General features: G+C 66.8%; 29 protein-coding genes. 15 read left to right on the top strand and 14 right to left on the bottom strand.

What is annotated here, in order from left to right; genetic code table 11:
* Window positions 1-147 precede the first annotated feature (147 nt).
* Window positions 148-651, top strand: a complete 504-nt coding sequence (locus Q8S38_RS07340) for a hypothetical protein (protein WP_305679771.1) — start codon at window positions 148-150, stop codon at window positions 649-651.
* Between the two features lie 9 nt (window positions 652-660).
* On the opposite strand, the gene Q8S38_RS07335 is transcribed toward Q8S38_RS07340, so the two are convergent.
* From Q8S38_RS07335 to Q8S38_RS07270, 14 genes are all read right to left on the bottom strand, one after another.
* Complete coding sequence (locus tag Q8S38_RS07335) at window positions 661-1,200, bottom strand: hypothetical protein (RefSeq protein WP_305679770.1); 540 nt, start codon at window positions 1,198-1,200, stop codon at window positions 661-663.
* Window positions 1,201-1,268: 68 nt separating this feature from the next.
* Window positions 1,269-1,490: a hypothetical protein gene (locus Q8S38_RS07330; protein WP_305679769.1), complete on the bottom strand. Its 222-nt coding sequence runs from the start codon at window positions 1,488-1,490 to the stop codon at window positions 1,269-1,271.
* A complete protein-coding gene (locus Q8S38_RS07325) occupies window positions 1,490-1,804 on the bottom strand; it encodes a hypothetical protein (protein ID WP_305679768.1) in 315 nt (104 codons plus the stop codon). Before Q8S38_RS07325 ends, Q8S38_RS07330 begins: the two co-directional genes overlap by 1 nt.
* Entirely contained in the window at window positions 1,801-2,157 is a 357-nt protein-coding gene (locus Q8S38_RS07320) for a hypothetical protein (protein WP_305679767.1), read from the bottom strand. Before Q8S38_RS07320 ends, Q8S38_RS07325 begins: the two co-directional genes overlap by 4 nt.
* Window positions 2,154-2,609 carry a hypothetical protein gene (locus Q8S38_RS07315; protein ID WP_305679766.1) on the bottom strand — a complete coding sequence of 152 codons (456 nt, stop codon included), beginning with the start codon at window positions 2,607-2,609 and terminating at the stop codon, window positions 2,154-2,156. Before Q8S38_RS07315 ends, Q8S38_RS07320 begins: the two co-directional genes overlap by 4 nt.
* A gap of 4 nt (window positions 2,610-2,613) precedes the next feature.
* On the bottom strand, window positions 2,614-3,123 hold the full coding sequence (locus tag Q8S38_RS07310) for a TIGR02594 family protein (RefSeq protein ID WP_305679765.1): 510 nt from the start codon (window positions 3,121-3,123) through the stop codon (window positions 2,614-2,616).
* Between the two features lie 63 nt (window positions 3,124-3,186).
* Entirely contained in the window at window positions 3,187-3,390 is a 204-nt protein-coding gene (locus Q8S38_RS07305; protein WP_305679764.1) for a hypothetical protein, read from the bottom strand.
* A 69-nt stretch (window positions 3,391-3,459) separates the two neighbouring features.
* The gene (locus Q8S38_RS07300; RefSeq protein WP_305679763.1) at window positions 3,460-3,705 is read right to left on the bottom strand and encodes a hypothetical protein; all 246 of its coding nucleotides are present in this window, start codon (window positions 3,703-3,705) and stop codon (window positions 3,460-3,462) included.
* A 112-nt stretch (window positions 3,706-3,817) separates the two neighbouring features.
* Window positions 3,818-4,063 carry a hypothetical protein gene (locus tag Q8S38_RS07295; RefSeq protein ID WP_305679762.1) on the bottom strand — a complete coding sequence of 82 codons (246 nt, stop codon included), beginning with the start codon at window positions 4,061-4,063 and terminating at the stop codon, window positions 3,818-3,820.
* Window positions 4,060-4,425: a hypothetical protein gene (locus Q8S38_RS07290; protein ID WP_305679761.1), complete on the bottom strand. Its 366-nt coding sequence runs from the start codon at window positions 4,423-4,425 to the stop codon at window positions 4,060-4,062. Before Q8S38_RS07290 ends, Q8S38_RS07295 begins: the two co-directional genes overlap by 4 nt.
* On the bottom strand, window positions 4,422-4,646 hold the full coding sequence (locus Q8S38_RS07285) for a hypothetical protein (protein WP_305679760.1): 225 nt from the start codon (window positions 4,644-4,646) through the stop codon (window positions 4,422-4,424). Before Q8S38_RS07285 ends, Q8S38_RS07290 begins: the two co-directional genes overlap by 4 nt.
* Complete coding sequence (locus tag Q8S38_RS07280; protein WP_305679759.1) at window positions 4,643-5,194, bottom strand: Acb2/Tad1 domain-containing protein; 552 nt, start codon at window positions 5,192-5,194, stop codon at window positions 4,643-4,645. Before Q8S38_RS07280 ends, Q8S38_RS07285 begins: the two co-directional genes overlap by 4 nt.
* Window positions 5,191-5,376, bottom strand: coding sequence for a hypothetical protein (locus Q8S38_RS07275; protein WP_305679758.1), 186 nt, complete (start codon window positions 5,374-5,376; stop codon window positions 5,191-5,193). Before Q8S38_RS07275 ends, Q8S38_RS07280 begins: the two co-directional genes overlap by 4 nt.
* Entirely contained in the window at window positions 5,369-5,803 is a 435-nt protein-coding gene (locus tag Q8S38_RS07270) for a hypothetical protein (protein ID WP_305679757.1), read from the bottom strand. Before Q8S38_RS07270 ends, Q8S38_RS07275 begins: the two co-directional genes overlap by 8 nt.
* A gap of 878 nt (window positions 5,804-6,681) precedes the next feature.
* Between Q8S38_RS07270 and Q8S38_RS07265 the strand changes: the two genes are divergently transcribed.
* The 14 genes from Q8S38_RS07265 to Q8S38_RS07200 all read left to right on the top strand — a co-directional run bounded on the left by Q8S38_RS07265 (window position 6,682) and on the right by Q8S38_RS07200 (window position 20,024).
* A complete protein-coding gene (locus Q8S38_RS07265) occupies window positions 6,682-8,130 on the top strand; it encodes a hypothetical protein (RefSeq protein ID WP_305679756.1) in 1,449 nt (482 codons plus the stop codon).
* 124 nt (window positions 8,131-8,254) lie between these two features.
* Window positions 8,255-8,467, top strand: coding sequence for a hypothetical protein (locus tag Q8S38_RS07260; RefSeq protein WP_305679755.1), 213 nt, complete (start codon window positions 8,255-8,257; stop codon window positions 8,465-8,467).
* 38 nt (window positions 8,468-8,505) lie between these two features.
* On the top strand, window positions 8,506-9,330 hold the full coding sequence (locus tag Q8S38_RS07255) for a hypothetical protein (RefSeq protein WP_305679754.1): 825 nt from the start codon (window positions 8,506-8,508) through the stop codon (window positions 9,328-9,330).
* Window positions 9,331-9,627: 297 nt separating this feature from the next.
* Complete coding sequence (locus Q8S38_RS07250; protein ID WP_305679753.1) at window positions 9,628-10,338, top strand: hypothetical protein; 711 nt, start codon at window positions 9,628-9,630, stop codon at window positions 10,336-10,338.
* Complete coding sequence (locus Q8S38_RS07245; protein WP_305679752.1) at window positions 10,319-12,730, top strand: terminase gpA endonuclease subunit; 2,412 nt, start codon at window positions 10,319-10,321, stop codon at window positions 12,728-12,730. Before Q8S38_RS07250 ends, Q8S38_RS07245 begins: the two co-directional genes overlap by 20 nt.
* A 14-nt stretch (window positions 12,731-12,744) precedes the next feature.
* Window positions 12,745-12,981 carry a hypothetical protein gene (locus tag Q8S38_RS07240; RefSeq protein WP_305679751.1) on the top strand — a complete coding sequence of 79 codons (237 nt, stop codon included), beginning with the start codon at window positions 12,745-12,747 and terminating at the stop codon, window positions 12,979-12,981.
* A gap of 1 nt (window position 12,982) precedes the next feature.
* Window positions 12,983-14,590 (top strand): phage portal protein, encoded by a 1,608-nt coding sequence (locus tag Q8S38_RS07235; protein WP_305679750.1) that lies wholly within the window; start codon window positions 12,983-12,985, stop codon window positions 14,588-14,590.
* Window positions 14,591-14,644: 54 nt separating this feature from the next.
* A complete protein-coding gene (locus tag Q8S38_RS07230) occupies window positions 14,645-15,721 on the top strand; it encodes an HK97 family phage prohead protease (protein WP_305679749.1) in 1,077 nt (358 codons plus the stop codon).
* Window positions 15,722-15,733: 12 nt separating this feature from the next.
* Window positions 15,734-16,405 carry a hypothetical protein gene (locus Q8S38_RS07225; RefSeq protein ID WP_305679748.1) on the top strand — a complete coding sequence of 224 codons (672 nt, stop codon included), beginning with the start codon at window positions 15,734-15,736 and terminating at the stop codon, window positions 16,403-16,405.
* Window positions 16,406-16,450: 45 nt separating this feature from the next.
* The gene (locus Q8S38_RS07220; RefSeq protein WP_305679747.1) at window positions 16,451-17,473 is read left to right on the top strand and encodes a major capsid protein; all 1,023 of its coding nucleotides are present in this window, start codon (window positions 16,451-16,453) and stop codon (window positions 17,471-17,473) included.
* 56 nt (window positions 17,474-17,529) lie between these two features.
* Window positions 17,530-18,063 carry a hypothetical protein gene (locus tag Q8S38_RS07215; protein ID WP_305679746.1) on the top strand — a complete coding sequence of 178 codons (534 nt, stop codon included), beginning with the start codon at window positions 17,530-17,532 and terminating at the stop codon, window positions 18,061-18,063.
* 39 nt (window positions 18,064-18,102) lie between these two features.
* Window positions 18,103-18,561, top strand: a complete 459-nt coding sequence (locus tag Q8S38_RS07210; RefSeq protein WP_305679745.1) for a hypothetical protein — start codon at window positions 18,103-18,105, stop codon at window positions 18,559-18,561.
* A gap of 12 nt (window positions 18,562-18,573) precedes the next feature.
* Window positions 18,574-19,380: a hypothetical protein gene (locus Q8S38_RS07205; protein ID WP_305679744.1), complete on the top strand. Its 807-nt coding sequence runs from the start codon at window positions 18,574-18,576 to the stop codon at window positions 19,378-19,380.
* Window positions 19,377-20,024, top strand: coding sequence for a hypothetical protein (locus Q8S38_RS07200; protein ID WP_305679743.1), 648 nt, complete (start codon window positions 19,377-19,379; stop codon window positions 20,022-20,024). The genes Q8S38_RS07205 and Q8S38_RS07200 overlap by 4 nt, the downstream gene beginning before the upstream one ends.
* The last annotated feature ends 8 nt before the right edge of the window (window positions 20,025-20,032 follow it).

Below are 20,032 nucleotides of genomic sequence, written 5' to 3'. Positions count from 1 at the left end.
TCATGAGTCGCATAGATTCTCACGGTTAACCATCCGTTATAAGATGGCCGGAGTTCAATCAATCGCGGCAACCTGAAAGCAACGTCTGTCCCATAGACTTCGATAATCGGCGCAAGGCAGCGTCTCTGTATTATCGGAGTGTGTGACATGGACTTCGCGGCCATCGGGGAAGCTATGGCCATGGGCCAGGCGATCAAGAATGCCAACAAGAACGCGCAGCAGTGGATCGACTGGAGTTCTCGCCAGGTCGCGATCGCCAAGGCGCGTGGCGAGGCCCAGGACGCTGGCAGGATGGCTCAGCTACGGGCCGTCCTGGACGCGCTGCGCGAGGCGGCGCCGGCGCACGAGCTACTGCGGGAAACCGGGCTGTTCCATCCCGACGGCTCGCCCGAGATCCGCTGGCATCGGTGCTACGACCGGGCCTACGACGCCGTGGCGGTACGGAATGCCCTGCCTCTCTATTCGAAGGCCGTGAGCCCGGCGGAGGCGGCCCGGCTGGCCGTCCTGCGGGAGCCGGTGACCTGCAAGAGGGTGTTCTTCTGCCGGACGTGGTGGTGGCGGGGCGAGCAGCATCGCAGCGAGCGCGGGGCGATCCAGGCACGAAAAAGGGCTGCCGAGGTGGCAGCCCTTGAGGTCGAGCGGCGGCGGTAGGCGGCCTGGTCAGGCGGCCTTGGCGACCGGGGCGGCCCAGTCTTCGAACTTCCAGCCTTCGACCCACCACGCCATCAGCCTGCCGTTCGGAGCGAGCCGGACGACGCGGAGGTCGAGGATCGCGCCGAAGTCGTCGTCGTCGATCCCGGCCTTCTGCGGAGAGTTGGCGGCAAGGATGGGATCGTCGCTATCGGCGACCACACGTGCCTCGACGACGACATGTGGCTCGCCGCGACCCTTGAGAGTGGCGCGCTCCGTCGGAGTGACGATGTCGCCGATCTCGAAGCGGGTGTAGGCGCCCATGCGGTAGATCTCGGCGGTCGACTTGAGCAGCGCCACCTTTTCCTCGGCAGTGAGTTCCGGGAGGTCCGCCGGGCGCTCGCCGCCGCCCATCATGCGCATCATTTCAGCCATGGCGTCGGCTGCGGCATGCGCCGGCCTCGCCTTCGGAAGCTCGGTTGTCTTACCGGACTCCAGGGTCACTTCCTCGGCGACCTTGGCGGCCAGTTCGTCACCGTTGCCCCATGGGCTCTTCGCATTCTCGGTCATGTGCCAGTCTCCGTGGCGGGTGGGTACGGAGACAGTGTCCCGGCCAGAGGGGCGCGAAACCAACGCGGCTACGACGGCGAGATCTCGATCGTCTCATACGGCGTCCCATCCGGCATCAGGGTCACCACGACGCGCTTCATCGGCGCCTCGGCTGGCCGCAGGAAAACCCAACCCGATTCGGTCAGCCCTTCCATGATGTCGGCGGCTAGCCTGTCGGCGTCCCCGGCCGCTTTTCCGTCGATCAGTTCGCGGATTCGGACATAGGCGGCCGCGCGGTCGAGGGCGATCATCACGGCGTCTCCGGCTTCACGATGGATCGGACGGCCCCCAGCTTCTGCCGGCAATCGTCGCCGGCGTCGGCCAGATCGAGCACGTACGTCGCCACGGCGCGCTGCGTCCCCGTCGCCGGCGGGACCGGCTCGGGCTTGCACGAGAGAACCTGGTCGGGGACGTCGGGCCCCGCGACCGAAACGACCGGTGCGGGCTTCGCGCAGCCGGCCAGGAACCCCACGAGGACCACGAGCAGAACGAGCGGGATCGCGTACCGCAGGGCGAACGCCAGCAGGTAGTAAACGACGACCGCGACGACGACGTAGACGATCAATGGAGCCTCCTGCGCAACGCGTCCAGGGCGCCGCGCAGCACGGGCGCGACGGGTCCATCGTCCGCAACCGGAGAGCGCGAAACCACCTCGCGGGCGGCCCCCATGTCGGCGGCCCGGCGATCCGCGGCCTCCCGCTCGGCGGCCAGGGCGGCAATCGAGGTCACGTGCTGCCGCTCGACGACCTCGGCGCGAATCGTCGCGGCCTCGATCTCGATCTGCGCGGCGGTGAGCTTCGCCGTGGTGTCGGCCAGCGATTCGCGGAGATGCGAGACGTAGATCCACCCGGCCAGCACGATCACACCGACCAGGGCGTACGGCCACAGCTTCGCGGCGAGGGCGGCGAGGACGCTCATGACTTGCTGCCCTCGTCACCGTCCTCGGGATTGAGGTCGAGCCACAGCACGAGCGGCTTCACGTCGTTGTCCGTGACCGCGCGCTGCATCGCCATGCGCATGGCCTTCGCCGTGCGGTAGAGCGTCTTCATCTCGCCGCGCAGGCGAACCATGTCGCTGTGCAGCGCGATGTTCTCGCCGTGAAGCTTGCCGATTTCCATCCGCGCCGTGTCGAGCGAGATCGCCAAGGCCTCGACGCGGAGCTGTTCCTTGTCGAGCATGCCATTCAGTTCGGCACGGATGCTCTCGCCTGCCTTACGGATTTGCTCGCTCTCGTCGGCTACCGTCGCGTTTTCCTTCAGCCACTTCCGGAGGAACGGGAAGGCATAGACCGCGGCGACGATGAGCAGGATGACGAAGAGAATCGGCGCGGTCGTCGCCAGGCCGGCGATGGCGGTGAACAGGCTCTCCACTGGGTCAGACCTCGGTCGCCGATGCGATGGCGGCGCCGGCGTTGACCTGGCCGACGACGGGCAGCGGCTGCCCCTTGGGCCACCAGTAGCCCGTGATCTGCCCGGGATCGAACGAGGCCTTGGAGACCGCGTCGGACTGATTGCCGCCGACGAGGACGACGCGCTTGCGGGCGTCATGGCCGGCGTAGAAGCCCACGTGGCCCAGGCCGGACTTCGGCGACGTGCGCCACTTGGTCACGATCGCGCCAAGGGCCGGGCCCTTCAGCTTCACGAAGTCGGCGCTGCGCTCGTAGGAGCGGGCCATCCCGCTGCGCGTCCCCTTGACGCCCGACGCTTCGAGGGCGGCGTTCACGAAAATGGCGCACCAGGGCACGACCGAATCCTCGCCGGCGAGCGGCGTCTTGCCGATCGTGCGGTAGTCGAGGATTCGCTGGGTTGACTTCGAGCCTGGGGTCTCTTTCGTGCCGAGCTCGGCGAGAGCCCAGCGATACCAGGTGGGGGTGGATGCGGACATGCGCGGAGGCTCCTTTGCCTCCCAGCGTGCCGCGTGCCGCGTGGCCCGTTGTAGTCCACCCCGTCAGTGCGTCCGGCGCTTGAGCGGTTCCGGGACCTCGACGACGTCGCCGGCGACCTCGTCCTCCTCGTCATGGCCGACGGCGTTCGCCAGCAGCGCGCGCGCATCGGCGAGTCGGACCTCCTTCCACGCCGCCAAGGCCTGGCCGGCGATCCCAGCGACGACGAGGAGGCCGACGATGGCGATGGTGAAGGTCAGCCAGTCCATCGTCAGAACCTCGCGATCACGTAGATGAGCATGGCCACCGAGGCGGCGAACAGGAAGGCGTCGAGGCGGCTAGTCATGGATGTCGGACTCCCACCGGAATTCGCCGGTGAAGAGCTTGTCGGCGACGTCCTCGACAAGGCACTCCAGGGCGACGATGGCGGCCAGGACGAGCGCGAGACCCGTCGGCGCGATCATCAAGGCGGCGAACGCATACATGGCCGGGCGGGCCATCATCGTCGCAACCATCGCGGGACGCAGCGGGAACGCGAAAGCTCCCACGGCGATGTACGCGCACATCTGCGCCAGCCCCGCCACGATGGTGGCGACAACGAGGTACGCGAGCGCCGTCTTCCCGAGCCAGGCGTACGTCCCGATCGACGTCGCGAGCGAGATCGCGTGGTGTGGGGCAGCAGGTTGAAGTGGATCGTCATCGGATCACCGCCACGACGGCGCTGACGAGCCCGCCGACCAAGAGACCCAGCGCCGATCCCAGCGCCAACGCCGCGATCGTGTTGAGCATCCAGGTCTCGAAATCCCACTCCGGCTCGGGCTTCGGCTCGACGCGATACACATGAGTAGGGCCGGCAGACCGCATCGCCCCGGGTCGCTCGTTCGAGCGGATCTCGATCGTCTCGCCGTCGCCGAGGTCATCATGGTCGACACGGGGCCTCACGACCTCACCTCGTGCTTGCCGATCCCGCCCTTGGCCGCGGCGACCAGGCGTCGTCCCCCCTTGCGATCCCGCCGCTGGCAGGCCGCCGCGATCTTGGACTCCTCGATCGGCGTGACCGGGTTGCCTTGGAGCTTTCGGACCTCCCGCCAATCGCCGGCATCCCGGGCGACTTGTATGCGGCGGCGGCGCTCTTTCATCAGGATGTCGACCTCGGCGGGGGTCAGCTTGCGCTTGACCTTCTCCGGTGCGGGCTCGGGCGCCACTTCGGGTGTCCCGGTCAGCGCAGCGACGCCCGCGCGTTCCTGGTCGGCGATCATGGAGGCCATCGTGGCGGCCAGGGCCATCTTGAGGCGGGCGCTCATGACGAGGTCTCCTGGACGGCGGCGCTGCCGGCGAGGAATGCGGAGATCGAGGCGATTGCGACGGTCGCCGCGATGGGTCGCAGGTCGATCGTCATGTCCCCGTCGTGCACGACGCGCGGGTTGCCCGACCGGTCGTGAACGACGACGGCTCCCGAGGTCTCCAGCATGTCGGCAAGCGTTCGGGTCGCCTCGTCGATCACGACTTTCGAGGCGGCGCTCATGGCCAGGTCTCGTCGGACGCGAAGACGACTTCGAGGACCCGGGCGCCGCGATGCTCGGGGATCTCGTCGTCGAGGCTGACATCGTCATCAAGGGACTTGATGTACCAGTGCTGGACCTCGACCTTCGCCGCCAGCACACCGTCCTTGAGCGCGGCTGCCGCCTGTTCGACGACGTCGCGCCAGGTCTGTCCGGCGAGGCGGTCGCGGGAGTACGGCGGCTTGCCGGCGAATCGGATCGTGAGCCGGTCGTCCTCCGACAGCTTGATCCGGCCCGGCTGGAAGATCGCCCGGTTCACCGCCATGAAGCCCTGCTCGATAAGGAGTCGGCCTTCGCGGAGCCAGCGCTCATCGATCGGGGGGTCGGCCAACAGCGAGCGGTCGGAGAGCTCGTCGAGGATTCGCATGACGCGTTCCTCGGCTTCCTTGTTGACGTTGACTAGGGCGACCCTGGTCGCGTCCTGCGGCTGATAGCCGGCCACGGGCAGACCGGCGTGCTTTCCCTCGACCTTGAAGCGCGTCTTCAGGTCGGCTGTCTCGCGCCTATTCATGATCCACTCCTCCGGTCGGGCTTGCGCACCATGCGGTCGCCATCGGGCTTCCCCTGCCGGTCACCAAGCGGGCCGGCCTGGAATGCGGACAGACGCTTGGCCATGCGGTCGCCGGACCGCTCCAGGTTCCTCATGAGGCGCGCGAACGTCTCATCCGCGTCGCTCTGCTTCCGCTCACTCATCGCTGTCTCCCGTGGGTTGGATACGCTTCCGCTTGAGCCGCATCCCCTTGGGCGCGATGGTCACCACGACCCCGGTCCGCTCGACCAACAGGGACACCCCATCGATCCGCAGGACCGTGGCGCCGAGGTGCATCGCGACGCCGCCGTAGTAGGCGAGGCGCGCCTCGATCGCGGGGATGTCGAAGCCGCGATCAACGAGCTCGACGCGACATTGGTGATCGTCGAACCCGGCCAGGGCGACCTCGCCCAGCCCCAACGCCCGCTCGCAGTAGCGGCGCAGCGCGTGGGCCGAGACCTGCGCGCGCAGGCCGCCGGACCGATCCACGACGACGTCGGGCGGCACGGGTGACGCGAACAGCAGAGGGTCGGGGTGACGGCTCATGGGATCGATTGTCCCGGCGGCGTCGGCGCGAAACCATTCGGCCAATTACGGGGAAATCCCGCATTTACCTATGGTTGCATCGCCCATGGTTCGCCATGGAAAAGCCCATGGAGGGGCACCATGGGCCGCGATGGGCACATCATGGCGATCGATGGCGACTTCATGGGAAATCGATGGGGATCATGGGCGGTCCATGGGGCAAGCATGGCCGCCAGGGCACCATTCCTACAGGTTGCATCGCCATCCGAATGGGCGATGGTCACCCCCGATGTCGGTATACCGATATCGCCCTTGGGGACCGGCCCTCGGCGTTGGATTCGCGTCGCGAAAGGTCGCCGCAAGCCCCACGTCGGCATGAAGGTCGGCTCCTGGAGGCCGATTACAGCGGTCCTGGAATAGATTCGGGGTATCGGGTCATCCGGAACGCAAAGGGGCCTGGAATCAAACGATTCCGGCTCTCGATGGGGTGCGTTGCAGCTGTTTCAGGCTTAAGTATCTGACATACAACGATTTTCGCGGTTTCCACATCGCGAGGGCATGTCAGAGATAGAGATAATCGAAGAGGATCGGGTCACCAAGGCCTGCGTTGCAGCGGATTCCGGCGATTTCCCTTACGTGTCAGCGACTTAGGTGACTCGCACATCGCGACCCCATGTCCGAGATAGAGATTGGCCAAGAGAGTCGGGTGACCCGGCATCGAGGTCACCCCTCCCGCCTCTCATCCTGCCTTTCATCACCGGTCACCAGGCAGTCGTTGCGCGTCCTGGCGTCAACTCTCGAATAAATCGTTAACCATTGAGAAATCAGCCTTTTCCCCCTTGCGCCAGGGTGATTCGAGGGGGAGATTGGGAGGGTCCAGACTTGCCGAATTCGCCCTTCTTGAAAGTTCCCCGTTGTCAGGAAATCAGGACCATTTCGATCACGTGACCCGAGCCGTCGGCGCGGTGCGGGATTGGTACGGCACGACCGCGCGGGACGGAGACTTCCGCGCCCGTTTGCTGGCCGCGGCGATCGAGGCGAATGGCGGCCGCCGCAACGCGATGGTCGATCGGATCGTCGAGTATCAGTGCACGAAGACGGGTCGCGGGACGGTCATGACGTCGAAGGGCCTTCGGCAGGGCCGAGGCGTGCACGCGAAGCGCCGTCGTCGCGAGAGCCAGTGCCGGCCCGTCCGCGAGTATGTCCATCATCGCGTCGGGCAGGTGGCAGCGGAGTTCCTCGGGCGCGGCGAGCCGATCCCCTCCGCCCGCCGGGTCCGGCAGATCCTCCGCGACCGCGAGTTCCCCTGCGGCGAGACCGCCATCCGCTCGGGCCTGCGGTCGATTCCGGAGGTCGGCACGCCGCTGATCGATCGCAACCGGGCACGCCTTCCGAGGCCTTGCCGGGACCTGATCGAGGCGTTCGAGGAGGTGATGCCGAGGTCGTCGGTCTCGCACACGAGCGTCTCCGAATGCCTTCGCAAGCTTTTCGTCCGTAGCGCGAATCCCAGCACCCAGCGGTCGCACTGGCGGCGGCTGGACGCGGCGCTGAAGGTCCTGGAGGCCTCCAGGAACATCGGGATCTCGGTTCGGCGCGAGGGCGGGACGGTCTTCGTCGGCAGGGGTCGCGCCGTCCCTGATAACGGCTATGCCTGGGCCCGCGAGAACGCGCTGCGGCACTACGACCTTTCCCTTGGCATCGCCAACGGGCGGGCCGGCCTGTGGTCGTCCCCGGAGGGCCGGATGGCCCGCGACCTCGTGGCGACCGCTCATGACATCGGCGACCGCTTCGTCGGCGAGGAACTCGGAAAGCTCCTCGACATCACCGACAGCCGCCAGCTCGACCGGGTCGAGGAGGACGCTTACGGCATGGAGTGGAGCGCGCGCCGGGGAGTCTACAACGCCGCCGATATGCGCGCCGGGGCGCACGATCGCCGCCTTTTCGTGAAGCGGGCGCACGACGACATCGACAGCAGCATCGACCTCATCGCCGACCTGTACCATTCGGTAGGCCTGCCGGGCCTGTGGCGCGCGGCGAAGTCGTGGCCCGGCTTGAAGGTCAAGGCGAGAGATCCGGCGGCGCAGCGCCGCATCGCCCGCATCGCGGACCGATTCGCGGAGATCCGGTGTCCCTGCAAGACGGTCGAGGCGGAGCGATTCGCGCTGACCGTGTGGCTCGATACGCCGGAGAAACTGCGCAAGCCCGACCGGCCGACCGTGAGCGATTACATCCCCATCGTGCCTCGCCTTCCCAAGATCCGCATGCCTCGCGTCCGGCCGGCGCAGGCCCATAGATGGAGCTCCGGTCTCTCGATCGCAGCGGCCCATGTCATGTCCGAAATTCGCACCGAATTGACGCCTTTGCGTCGTGTGGAGCTGGTTTCTCGCGGGTGAATCGGCTATATAGAGAGTGCGTGGCAAACGCGGTTTCGGAAGGTGGCTGGCGAGTTTGGACGCTTTGCAAGTGACCTCCAGGGGGCGTCGGGAAACCGGCGCCCTTCGCCGTTTCGAGGCCCCCATGGACCGAGTCCTCTACCAGGGCACGTGGATGACTCCCGAGGCCGCTCACGAGCGGGCCGCGGCCCACATGCGCATCGTCGACAGGCTCTACGAGGCCAGGGCGGCGCAAGGTGACCTCGCAGGCGCCCGGCAGGCCCTGGACAGCAGCCGCCTCGACCTCCTGAAGAAGCCCCGCGACCGCATCAAGATCCGCCGGCTGGCGAAGGGGTAGACTACAACGGGCCACGCGCCCGAGGGCACGCTGGTCGCATGGCCGGCTTCGATATCGACCTCACGACCGACATCACTGACAGGCTCACGACCTGGGCCGAGCAATTCATCTCCGAGACCAGCTTTCGGCGGTATCAGCGCGCCTGCGCGTTCGTCATGGACGAGACCGCCAAGCACGTCGCCGTGAGCATGCGCCAGGTCCTGCCGAGTGTCCTGGACCGCCCCACCGAATGGTCAAAGCGGGCCTTCCAGTATAGGCGCGCATTGGGCAAGGGTCGCGGCGTCTCCGCAGGCGTATACAGCGAGTTCTACGTCCTACCCAACCAGTCCGTCGTCCTCAAATACCTCATGGGGATGAGCCAGAACGTGCGTCTCCCAGGCGACGTGGGCTTGGCACAGGACCGAATCTACCTACCCGCCTACGACAACCTCGCCAAGACGCAGGGCATCCGGCCCAATGCGCAAGGGAATCTACCCGGCGGGGTGATGGCGCGCCTCAATCGCGAGGCCGAGGGCAACCGCAACAAGCGGCGCAAGGGGGATTCGGGCGGCGTCTTCAAGAAGGAGGTCACGATCAACGGCGTGACCTCGATGGCGTACATCAATCGGCCCAAGCGAACCTATAGCAACGAGACGCACATCATCCACAACAAGCGGACGGGTCGCTTCTACGAGGTCCGCAAGCCCAAATACAGCGACCGCCCTCGCATCCTGATGTTCAGCGTGCCCAAGGCGACGTACGACCCCGTGCTGCAAGCCCCATGGGACAACTCGGTGCGCGAGGCATTGGACGCGATCCCCGAGAGGATGGCGTCGGAGATGCAGTCGGCGTTGGCGTACATGGCCGCGACGGGAAGGCGCTGACCATGTACGCGCCCAATGGTTCACATGTGAACGATCTATTTAAAGGCGATCTGAAGCCCCTCTGGAATTCGGATGGGGTGATCGCTCATGGCAGCAGCAGCGTGGCTGTAAGCGCGTCTATGACTATCGAGGATGGTTCGCATGTGAACGATCCCGATTGCCCGCCTGTAAGCACCAGGAAAGCTCACTGTGTATCCTTGATCGATCCCACCCCTTCGAGGGCATCTAATGCCCGTCGAGGTGGACGACAGGCCGTATGGGGACCCCACGGACCCCCCATGACGTGCGAGGAGGCATTTGCCCCCGGTTCGTCGCTACTTACAAGAATTTTTCCGGGCACCCCGCATTTGGAATCCAAACAAGCCATTGTTTTCATGGCGGATTCCGGCTGCCCGGATGCGGCATTTGGAGGCCGTTTCCATGGATGAACCCCGCATCTCGATCGCCGAAAACCATGGATATGACGACGTTCGCGGTGTCGTCGTGGACGTGTCGACGCTCGCCAAACTCACCGGATACGACCGGGGGACGATCTCGAAATGGATCGCCGACGAGGAACTCCGGACGCTCGCCGGCGGCAGCGCTGGCGTCCCGTATGCCATCAGCCTGCGCGAATTCATTGAATGGCGCGCGACCGTCGCCGCCGACGAGATCCGGAAGAAGCTCCCGAAGGGGAACTTCGTCGGCTTCATGGGCGCCACCACGCCGAAGGAAAGCCTCGCCGCGTCGACGGCCTACCTCAAGTTCGAGGCCCTCGCGAAGAACCTTGTGCCCCGGCAATACGTGCTCGACACCCTCGCTCGCGCCTTGAACGCCGCCCGCGTCTCGATCAATTCCATTCCTGATCGGCTCTATCGCGAGAAGTCGGGCTTCCCGCCGGAGCTGACGGCGAAGTGGCGCGAGGAGGCCCGCAAGGTCTGCGTGACCTCGCTCGACACCGCCGCGACCTCGATCGAGCGGGCGATGACAGACATCGCGGACCCGGACGATGACCCCAGCGACCGCTGACGCGCCGGCGCGCGCGCCGCTCAACGTCGACATCTCTTCGCTGACCAGGCTTGGACGCCGCCGCTTCAAGCGGGGCGTCGCCCGGCTGGCCGCATACCTGCGCGCGAATCCCTTCAAGCGCGGCGTCGATTGGGTCCACGACGTCGGCTTCATCCCGAGCGGCACACGAATCGGGCCCGCCCGGTTGGACATCACGCAGCGCGCGATCTTCGACGCGATGCAGCGATTCGGCGTGAAGACGGTCGTGTGGCTCAAGCCCCCGCGTTCTGGTTCTTCGACGCTGACCGCGTGGATGATGCTGTTCAAGGCGCTCTACGACGGCCAGAACGTCATCTTCTACGAACGCTCCGACCAGGAGGGCCAGCGCTTCCACAACAAGAAGCTGCTGCCGTTCTGGGAGGCGTCCGACAAGATCGTCCACCTGCTGCGGGGCGATACCAAGACGGGCGTCCAGGATAGCTGGTCGGACATGTATCCGGCCAACGGGTCCTCGATCCAGATCCGCGGCGCCCATGCCGACGGCAACTTCAAGGCCATCAGCGGCGAATGGATCTTCATCGACGAGGCCGGCGACAAGGTCTACTCGGCCACCACGGTCGATTCGGAAGGTAATAAGATCGGCCAGGCACGGTCGAGGTACGCGGAGTTCCCGGACGGCAAGCTGTACCTCGGCGGCACCCCGACGACCACCAACTGTGCGGTCGTGGTCGAACACGAGGCGTGCGACGACAAGCTCCACCTGGTGATGCCATTCCCGTGCTGCGACGGCGCCCCGCAGCCCTTCCTGCCGCGCGTCTCGCAGAAAGGCGCAAAGACGGAAATCCCGGGGCCAGGTCTTAAGTTCACCTGCGACGACGGTGGCGAGGTCGACGAGATCGGCTACGAGTGCGCGCACTGCCGCACCTGGCTCGTCGAGAAGCTGCGCAACGATACGATGGAGGCGGGCGAGTACGTCTCCAAGGTCCCCGTCAAGGGGCCGGTCACCTCGGTCGGCATCGAGACCTGGGTGATCCATTCCAAGGACCCGAGCTACATCTGGTCCGAGATCATCAAGATGTACCGGGCGCAGCTGGTAAACCCGACCCTCCAGCAGGTCTGGCAGAACCTGTGGCTCGCGCGGGCCTACGAACCCATTTCGATCGGTAGGAGAGACCCGCACGAGCTAGCGGCGCGCGCCGAGGATTACGGCGCCGGCTGCCCCTTCGAGGTCATCAGGACGTTCGCCGGCATCGATTTCCAGCGCGGCTCCGAGACCAAGGGCAAGCACCCTCGCGTCGAGATCTACACCATCGGCATCGGGCCGAACGAGGAGAAGTGGGTCCTTGGCAGGAAGGTGATCGACCGCGTCCCGACGTTCTATCATGACGACGACGGCGTGATCGAGGAGAGCTGGGAGCGCATCGATCCCACCGGCCCGGAGGCAATGGCGCTCATCTGGGCTCATCTCGACGAGGGCTACACCCGTCCCGACGGCACCAAGATCTACGCCACCAGGGTCGGCGTCGACACCGGCTACGAATCGACGAAGGTGATGGCCTTGTGCTCGCATCCCGAGAGCCGTCGCCGTCGGCTGACCCCGTTCAAGTCGCGGTCGGAGCGCCCCTCGCACTTCGGCAAGCGCGCCCAGGTCCTCGCGACCGCCCCGTCCAGGCGCGGCGACCGGTCGGGCCTCAAGGTCACGCCGATCGGCTCGATGGCCCTCAAAGACTATATTTTCCAATGCTTGGACATCGATCCCGGCCAGCCCTTCAGCTGGCATTTCCCGCTCACCCTGGCCGGCGATGGCGACGACTTCTTCGAGCAGCTGACCGCCGAGGAACTCGTCGAGGACCTCAAGAATGCCGAGCTCACAAGCTGGCAGATCCCCCGCAGTCGCGCCGGCGCGTCGAACGAAGCGCTCGACTGCATCGTCTACGCCCTCGCCGCAATGCACTACGAAAAGGCCGTCAACATGCGCGTCAAGAAAGACCTGGCACTCGATCCCGAGGCCGCCCGCAAGAAGCCCCGCCACAAGCCCGGCAAGGATTCCAACGTGGCGTTGAAGGAGCCACGCGGCGAGGCGCAGGCTGAAACCGGGACGGCTGAAACCGCGCCCAGGTCCGGTCGCCAGCGAATGGCGGCCGCCCTGGCTGCGTTGCCGCCGGACATCGCGAAGGTACTCGCGCCGATCGCGCAGGCCACGCTGCGGCAGCCGGCCAAGCCGACGGCGGCGCCGGTGACGGTGCAGCCCAGGCAGCCCGCCGGGCCGCGTCTGTCGGCGTCGGAATACGCCCGGCAGATGCGCGCCGGGCAGATCAAGCCGCAACCCGTCCTGCCCCAGGGCCGGACGGAGGAGCGGAGCGAGGGTCGCCGTCCGCGACCGAGGCGACCGAATCGGTTGCTGAATTGGTGACGAGGTAGCGATCGATGCGGGACCTGCGGCTCTACGAATCGTCCGAGATCGAGGCGTGGGTCCGCGAGATCCGCGCGCAGCTCAACACCGGCGCGACCAGCATCACCTTCGCCGGCGGCGGCGGGGCGACCTACTCGATCGCGGCCGCGCGCCAGTCGATCGACGAGATGATGCAGGAACTCGACGCCCGCGACCGTGGCGGCAGGCGGCCGCGCATCCGCAGCTATCTCATCCGCCCCTGGGTTTACTGACATGAAGAACGCCGCCGGAATCGCCCGCGCCAACCGCCTCGTCCTGCCGCAGTCGCCGGGCATCCTCCGCTCGTCGCGCAGCGGACGCCGCGCCGCCGGCTTCAACGTCGACGGCCAGGTCGCGACCGCCTTCGAGGCCGCCTCGACGCGTGGCCTGGTCCCCATGGTCCCTGACATGGGGCCGGAGGATTCGACGCGGCACACCCGGACCCTCCAGCGCCTGTCCCGCCACCTCAAGCGGAACTCCCCCTACTTCCAGGGCCTCATCCGCGTGATGAAAGACACGTACGCCAACGTGGGCCCCGTCCCTGTTTCCCGGCATTCCGAGCTCGTCGACCTGTGGCACCGCAGCGCCGACGACTTCGACGGTCGCGGCGTCCATGGGTTCGGGTCCTGGCTCCGCGAGGACATCGCCGACAACCTGTTCACCGACGGCGAGGTTTTCGCCCGGCGCGAGACCGACGACCAAGCTTTCGACGGCATCCGCGTCCCGCTGGTCTACACCGCCTATCCGTCCGACTACGTCCCGATCGACGGATATTTCTCGCCGAGCGTGACGGACGAGGACGTGAAGGCCGGCATCAGGTTCGGGCGCGTCGGCAAGCGCGACCTGCCGATCGGCTATTTCTTCCACACGTCGCATCCCCGCGACGCCAGCTTGAGCGCCATGGCGCGCGGCGATGGCCTGGGCTTCGCGGAGATCGCCGCGAACGAGATCCATCATCTTTTCTTTCAGACCATGACCGGCGGCCCGCGCGGCCTCGTCATCCTCGCGTCGGCGCTCATCCGCGCGATCAAGCTTCAGACGTACGAGGACGCCGAGCTTCGCCGCAAGATCAGCGCCACGATGATGAGCCTCTTCATCGAGCGCCCGCTCGGCGACATGGCGTCCGAGGACCTGTTCCCGTCCGACGACGAGATCGACGACCTCATCAGCGCCGTCGAGATGGCGCCGGGCGCGGTCCACGTCCTGCCGGCGGGACACACCGGCAGGCTTGAGACGCCGCCGGACAGCCCCGGTTTCGACAAGGGCGTGCAACTGGGCGTGCTCTCAATTTGCGCCGGCGTCGGCGTGCCGCCATACGAGGTCCTCGGCAACTACCAAGACGCCAACGAGAGGATGGCCCGGTTTGCTGCGGTCGCGATGAAGACGCGCGCGAACATCATCCGGCAGGACATCGAGACGCGGCTCCTCAACAGGATGTGGCGGTCGTTCGTCGACACCGCGCTGGCCTTCGGCCTGTGGTCGCCCGGCAATCCCCGCGACCTGGCCGAGGCCTACAACGTGAGCTGGGACTGGCCCGTGGTGCAGAGTGCCGCGATCACCCAGGAAATCGGCGTCATGCTGAAGGCGCAGGAGGCCGGCGAGATCCCGCCCGGATTCGTCAGTCAGACCTACTTCGGCAAGCGCCACGAGACGGTCACCCGCGAATCCGCCGAGCGCTACGCCCGGATGGCCGACCTGGGCCTCAAGGCCGCCGAGGAGCGCTGGGCCCCGACGACGCCGAACGCCGGCCGCGTGCAGGCGTGGGTCTCCGCGGAGGAGTCCGTCGAGCTCGACCTGGTCGAGCAGGCGGGTCTCGATTCGGGGCAGTCGCGGGCCACGTGAGGGCCCGCCGACGTAGACTACAATGAGCCACGCGGCTTGCGGCACGCTGTTTTCATGACGCAGAGCGCCGCCATTTCCGAGCCAACCGAGACGCACCAGCGCAATGCGCCTGCCGTGCGTTTCGACGTGGGCGAGCGGTACGCGCAGATCAAGATCGGGACCCGGGGCAGCAACAGCTACGACCCGGAGACCCGCACGTTCGAGTTCGTGCTCGCGACCGAGACGCCCTGCGAATCGTATCGCTACGAGGGCTGGGATGCCTACGAGGTGGACGAGGTCCTCCTCATGCGCGGCTTGGAGGACATCGAGTCCCTCGTCGGCGCGCCGATCCTCAACAGCCACAACCGCTATTCGCTCAACATGGTCGTCGGCGTGATCATCGCCGCCCGTGTCCAGGGCAAGAAGCTCGTCTGCACCGGCAAGCTCTCCGCTCGCGAGGAGGTCGCCGACATCGTCCGCGACATCGCCGACGGCATCCTCACCAAGATGAGCGTCGGATACCGCCGCCTTGCGGAGACCGAGAAGGACCGCATCGGCGACAAGCCGCTGGTCACCGTCGATCGCTGGAGGGCCATGGAGGCCTCGATCGTCGCCGTCCCCGCCGACACCAACGCCTCGATCCGTTCAGGAGACAAGACCATGGCCCACAAGCCCACGAAGACCCGCGCCGCCGAGACCGAAGCCGAGATGACCGAGGAGGAGAAGGCCAAGCTGGCCGCCGCCGAGGCCGAGGAGTCGGGCGAGACCGAGGAGGAGCGCTCCGGCGTTCTGGCCGCAGTCCGCTCCGCCCTCGCCGGCATCGAGGCCGCCCTGTCGGGTCGCGCCGCTCCGAAGGCCGACGCCAAGCCGACGGCTGTGGCCACCCCGGCCCGTGACGCCGCCGTCGAGGCGCTGCGCGGTGTCGCCAAGCGCAATGGCCGCTCCGAGGATTTCGAGGGCCTGGTCACCGCCGGCGCCGAGATCGCCGAGCTCCGCGCCATCGCGGTCTCCGCGATTCGCACGAACAGCGTCGAGATCGCCGCCCGCAGTTCGAAGCCCGTGCCGGATTCCGGCGCGCGCGAGCAGCTTTCCCCGTTTTCCGAAACCGCCGCCGGCAAGCGCCTCGCCGCGCGCGCCGCCGCCACCCGCTAAGGAGCCGCTCCCATGTTCGCTTCCCGCATTTCCGAGGCCAAGAGGCAGGGCTGCTACGTCCTGTCCGACAACGGCACTCAGTCCTACGACACCCGTGTCGTCTCGTCGGTCGCCGATATCGCGCCGGGCACCCCTCTCATGGAGTCCGCTCCCGGTGACGTCTTGGTCTTCGTCGGCCAGGTTCCCGGCGCCGGCAAGGGCGTTCTGACGATGGCCGCCGAGCCGACCAGCGGAGCCGTGCCAGAGGGCACGTACAACATCTTCTGCATCGAACCGGCGGCGAACGGCGGCACTTTCCACGTCGAGCGACCGGACGGCACCCTGGACGGCATCGCGACCGTCGGTGTCGCCTACGCCGGCGCGATCAATTTTACGATCGCTGACGGAGCCACCGACTTCGTCGCGGGTGACCGCGCCGGCGTTGCCGTGTCCTACGAAGCCGGCACCGGCGTCTTGGTACCGGCCGATCTGAGCGTTAGCGGCGGCAACCGCGAGGTCGTCGGCATCCTCGACGCCCCGATCTGGGCGGCCTCGATCGGCACATCCGAGCGGATCGCCGTGTTGGCCCGCAACGCCGAGGTCATCGATCACGAGATGACCTGGCCCGGCGAGCCCCTGGCAGCCCAGGCCAAGGCCGAGATCAAGCGGCAGCTCGCCGAGAAGCTCATCATCGTCCGCGGCTAACCCCGCGGGCCTCCCCTCTTAGACCCCTTCGCAGGAGCATCGGTCATGACCGGCAACGCGCACACGAGAGACCCCTTCAGCCCGGTCGCGATGACGAACGCGATCAACGACATGGATTTCGTGTCGTCCGGAATGTCGCGCCTGTTCCAGTGGGGCGAGGAGTACATCCCGACTACCGGCGTCTCCATGGACATGGTCCAGGGGTCGGTCCAGATCCTGCCGGTGACCCCGCGCAATGGCGAGCCCACGCCCGTCAAGCGCGAGGCCAGGCAGAACATCGCCGTCGAGATTCCTGGCTACAGCCAGATCGACGGGATCAAGAACACCGACATCCTCGGCAAGCGCGAGACTGGCTCCGAGAGCCTGGTCACCCTGGAGCAGGAGCGCAATCGCCGGCTCCGTTACATGGGCCAGAACATCATCCAAACCCGTGACAAGGCCAGGGTGAAGACGCTCGACGGCATCGTCGACGACGGCTTCGGCAACACCTACCTCGACCTGTTCCAGCTGTTCGGTCAGCAGCAGATCGAGATCGAGATGGACGTCTCGGCTGCCGGCTTCAACTTCAACGAGGAAGTCGTCGGGCTGATGGAGATCGCCGAGGACGAGCTCGGCGCCATCGAGCCGGACCGCTACACGTTCCTCACGGGCCGCAACGCCAACGCCAACCTGCGTCGCCTCGACCAGGTCGCCGAGGCCGCCACCAACCCGGCGAACCTGATCGTGCAGCGCCAGGACAACCGCAAGGGCGTCCGCATCAACGAGATGGTCGACCTGGTCGGCTATGGCCGCGCGAAGGATCAGAACGGCGATCTCTTCATGGAGACCGACGTCGGCTACTTCGTCCCGACGGGGCAGGACTTCTTCACGACCTTCTACGGTCCGTCGGACATCCGCGAGTTCATGGGTCAGCCCCGTGAGTTTTACGCGAAGATCAAGGACATGGACTTCGACAAGGGCGAGAAGATCCTGGTCGAGAGCTTCATGCTCAACATCGCCAAGCGTCCCCGCGCGATCCTCAAGATCCGCTTCGTCGGTCTCACCGACCACGCGCCGGTCCTGGTCTGATCTGACCCCGGGCGGGATCAAAAGGTCCCGCCCCTTTCCATTCCAGGCACCCGCCTATGGCCTCCCGCCTCGCCGCCATGTACGCCCGGACCGCCGCGGCTTCCTCCCTCGCGGAGGAGGCCTGGCTGGAAACCCGCGCGCACGGCTCGATTCGCACGCGCGGTCACTTCATCCGCGCCGAAGTCGAGCGCCGGCGAATCGACGACGACGTGCGCATTCTGGACGCCGAGCCCTGGGCGGTGATCCCGCTGCGGGACGCGCCGGACCTCGACCGCGAGGGCGGCGACGTCATTTGGATCGACGATCGGCTCTGGACGGTCGAGAAGGCCCTGGAGAACGGGGCCGGGCAACTCAAGCTCATGTTGCAGGAGCCGCAATTCTCGAAGGCGGCCGTCGGCGGCATCCCTCTGCGCGTCGCCTTCGCGGGCCATAAGGAATCCCTGGAGGAAGCCGCCGTCGCCATCGTGCCGACGGGCGTCGCGCTGGCACCCGGGCAGACGATCGAGGTCGAGAACGGCGGTGATTGGACGGTCGCCACGGTCGCGGCCTGGAAACCCGGGTATCGCCGGGTCGCCCTGACTGCGGCGTAGACTACAACGGGCCACGCGGCCTGCGGCACGCTCTTTGACATGAGCGCTCTGCCCACGATCAAGTCCGCATTCCATTCCCGCATGGCCCCCGTCGCGGGCCTGAAGGGCGTGTTCGGCGCGGGCAAGATGCTGTCCGCGAGGCAGCTTCCGGGCTCGGTGCTCGACCTTGGCGTCGTGAATTTCGACGACCTGGGCATCCAGTCGGAGCCCGGCGCCCCGCGCATCCTCGCGTGCAAGCTGCAAGTCGACATCATCATCGTCGACGACGCGAAGGCCGAGGATTTCGCCGAGGTCACGTACGGCCTCCGCAACGCGATCATCGCCGCCTTGGTCGGCGTCCTGGACGACGTCCCGGGCATCGAAAGCTGCCGGCTCCTGTCGGCGACCCCCCACGAATTCGTCTCCGAGGCAGGCCGCCAGGGTGGCTACCACCTGGCCTACATCGTCGATTTCACCGTGTCCGAGGACGACCCCGGCACTCTGCTTCCCCGTTACTGAAGGATTCTCGTCATGGCAGGCGCGATTTTTAAGACCCTCCCCGCCGGGGACTTCAACATCCCGAGCGGCCAGGCCGCGATCCAGCTGGAGGGCGAGTCCTTCCTGCGTCCCATCGGCGACTGCACCATCTCGGTGTCGAAGTCGAAGGAGGAGACCGAGATCCGGACGAACGAAAGCCCGGATCGCGAGGTCGTCGCCAACGACGTGACCAGCACCACCCAGACCATCTCGATCGTCATGCGCCAGTTCGCGTCGGTCGGCATGGCGCTGGCCTGGGGCGCGCCGCCCAAGGATTTCGTCCAGGACGCCATCGTGGCACCGCTGACGATGGACTTCGCGGACGCCGTCCTGAACGCCTGGTTCCAGCTTGAGGACGAGGACGGCCTGGACGTGACCAACACCACGGTCACCGCCGTCACGATCGGCACCGAGCCGGCCGTTCTCAATACCCACTACAGGCACGACGCGGCCGCCGGCCTGGTGCAGGTGATCGCGATCCCGGAGGACGCCGTCGTCGTGGGAGGTAAGTTCGCGGTGTCGGTGACCTTCACCGCCGTCGCCGTCGCTGCCGGGTCCGGTCGCCAGATCGCCGAGACGTTCACCGAGAACGTGCTGCGCGGCAAGCTGGTCGTGCGGCAGAACAACCGTCGCGGTCGCCCGCGCAAGTTCGTCTTCGCCAAGATCTCGGTCGGCGGCGACGGCGAGGTCGCCATCATCGGCGATTCGAACGAGCCCGTCTCCGTCACGGTGACCGGCAAGATCGAGCGCGACGAGAACATGCCCGTCGGGCGTGAGCGCGGCTGGATCATCGATCTGTGAGCGCCGCCGTGAGCAATCGCAAGCTGACCAACGCCGAGCTGGACGATCTCCTCGCGATCGTCCGCACGCCCGGCCCCGAGAGGCTGATGATCCGTGGGACGCCGGTACCCTTCGTGCCGCCGACCCCCGGCCAGTACCTCAAGTATGTTGTCGCCAGGTTCCAGGCGCCCCGCGCCTTCTACGTCATGACGGCGCAGATGGAAGCCGCTCGCAAGGCGATCGAGGCCGCCGAGGAAGACGGTCGCGAGCCGTCGGTCGAGGACCTCATGATCGTCGACACCGAGTCGTACATGGTCGCCAACGCGACCGACCAGGCCGACGCCGACGCCGCCGTCCTTGCCATCGCCCTGGAGCGCCCGGGCGACGAGAAGACCGAGGCCAGCCTCCTCGCCCTCGACGACGAGGAGTTCGAGGCGAACCTGCGGAAGGTCGAGAAGTCCATGTGGGGCGAGGACCCCGCGCGTTTTTTCGGCGTCGTGGCCCGCAAGCTGGCGGGCCGGACCCTGCAAACGCTGACGGCGGCGAGGAAGGCCCCGACAGCGACGACGGGGAAGTCCTCGAAGCCGTCGACGACTTCAAGGACCCGTTCGCCTTCGAAGGCGAAGACAAAGCCAAGGTCCTCGAAGAGCGCGACCCGCGGCTGAACTTCTGG

Source organism: Allobosea sp. (assembly GCF_030695125.1).
Classification (GTDB): domain Bacteria; phylum Pseudomonadota; class Alphaproteobacteria; order Rhizobiales; family Beijerinckiaceae; genus Allobosea.
The sequence above is the reverse complement of the archived record's forward strand: the minus strand, read 5'-3'. Positions and strand labels throughout refer to the sequence as shown.

What these genes read in the sequence shown, in the direction of transcription:
- Q8S38_RS07225 (WP_305679748.1), top strand. Translation starts at nt 15,734, where the DNA reads ATGTTCGCTTCCCGCATTTCCGAGGCCAAGAGGCAGGGCTGCTACGTC.
- Q8S38_RS07230 (WP_305679749.1), top strand. Translation starts at nt 14,645, where the DNA reads ATGACGCAGAGCGCCGCCATTTCCGAGCCAACCGAGACGCACCAGCGC.
- Q8S38_RS07245 (WP_305679752.1), top strand. Translation starts at nt 10,319, where the DNA reads ATGACCCCAGCGACCGCTGACGCGCCGGCGCGCGCGCCGCTCAACGTC.
- Q8S38_RS07260 (WP_305679755.1), top strand. Translation starts at nt 8,255, where the DNA reads ATGGACCGAGTCCTCTACCAGGGCACGTGGATGACTCCCGAGGCCGCT.
- Q8S38_RS07240 (WP_305679751.1), top strand. Translation starts at nt 12,745, where the DNA reads ATGCGGGACCTGCGGCTCTACGAATCGTCCGAGATCGAGGCGTGGGTC.
- Q8S38_RS07335 (WP_305679770.1), bottom strand. Translation starts at nt 1,200, where the DNA reads ATGACCGAGAATGCGAAGAGCCCATGGGGCAACGGTGACGAACTGGCC.
- Q8S38_RS07235 (WP_305679750.1), top strand. Translation starts at nt 12,983, where the DNA reads ATGAAGAACGCCGCCGGAATCGCCCGCGCCAACCGCCTCGTCCTGCCG.
- Q8S38_RS07280 (WP_305679759.1), bottom strand. Translation starts at nt 5,194, where the DNA reads ATGAATAGGCGCGAGACAGCCGACCTGAAGACGCGCTTCAAGGTCGAG.
- Q8S38_RS07205 (WP_305679744.1), top strand. Translation starts at nt 18,574, where the DNA reads ATGGCAGGCGCGATTTTTAAGACCCTCCCCGCCGGGGACTTCAACATC.
- Q8S38_RS07255 (WP_305679754.1), top strand. Translation starts at nt 8,506, where the DNA reads ATGGCCGGCTTCGATATCGACCTCACGACCGACATCACTGACAGGCTC.
- Q8S38_RS07305 (WP_305679764.1), bottom strand. Translation starts at nt 3,390, where the DNA reads ATGGACTGGCTGACCTTCACCATCGCCATCGTCGGCCTCCTCGTCGTC.
- Q8S38_RS07330 (WP_305679769.1), bottom strand. Translation starts at nt 1,490, where the DNA reads ATGATCGCCCTCGACCGCGCGGCCGCCTATGTCCGAATCCGCGAACTG.
- Q8S38_RS07320 (WP_305679767.1), bottom strand. Translation starts at nt 2,157, where the DNA reads ATGAGCGTCCTCGCCGCCCTCGCCGCGAAGCTGTGGCCGTACGCCCTG.
- Q8S38_RS07285 (WP_305679760.1), bottom strand. Translation starts at nt 4,646, where the DNA reads ATGAGCGCCGCCTCGAAAGTCGTGATCGACGAGGCGACCCGAACGCTT.
- Q8S38_RS07310 (WP_305679765.1), bottom strand. Translation starts at nt 3,123, where the DNA reads ATGTCCGCATCCACCCCCACCTGGTATCGCTGGGCTCTCGCCGAGCTC.
- Q8S38_RS07220 (WP_305679747.1), top strand. Translation starts at nt 16,451, where the DNA reads ATGACCGGCAACGCGCACACGAGAGACCCCTTCAGCCCGGTCGCGATG.
- Q8S38_RS07215 (WP_305679746.1), top strand. Translation starts at nt 17,530, where the DNA reads ATGGCCTCCCGCCTCGCCGCCATGTACGCCCGGACCGCCGCGGCTTCC.
- Q8S38_RS07275 (WP_305679758.1), bottom strand. Translation starts at nt 5,376, where the DNA reads ATGAGTGAGCGGAAGCAGAGCGACGCGGATGAGACGTTCGCGCGCCTC.
- Q8S38_RS07340 (WP_305679771.1), top strand. Translation starts at nt 148, where the DNA reads ATGGACTTCGCGGCCATCGGGGAAGCTATGGCCATGGGCCAGGCGATC.
- Q8S38_RS07210 (WP_305679745.1), top strand. Translation starts at nt 18,103, where the DNA reads ATGAGCGCTCTGCCCACGATCAAGTCCGCATTCCATTCCCGCATGGCC.
- Q8S38_RS07290 (WP_305679761.1), bottom strand. Translation starts at nt 4,425, where the DNA reads ATGAGCGCCCGCCTCAAGATGGCCCTGGCCGCCACGATGGCCTCCATG.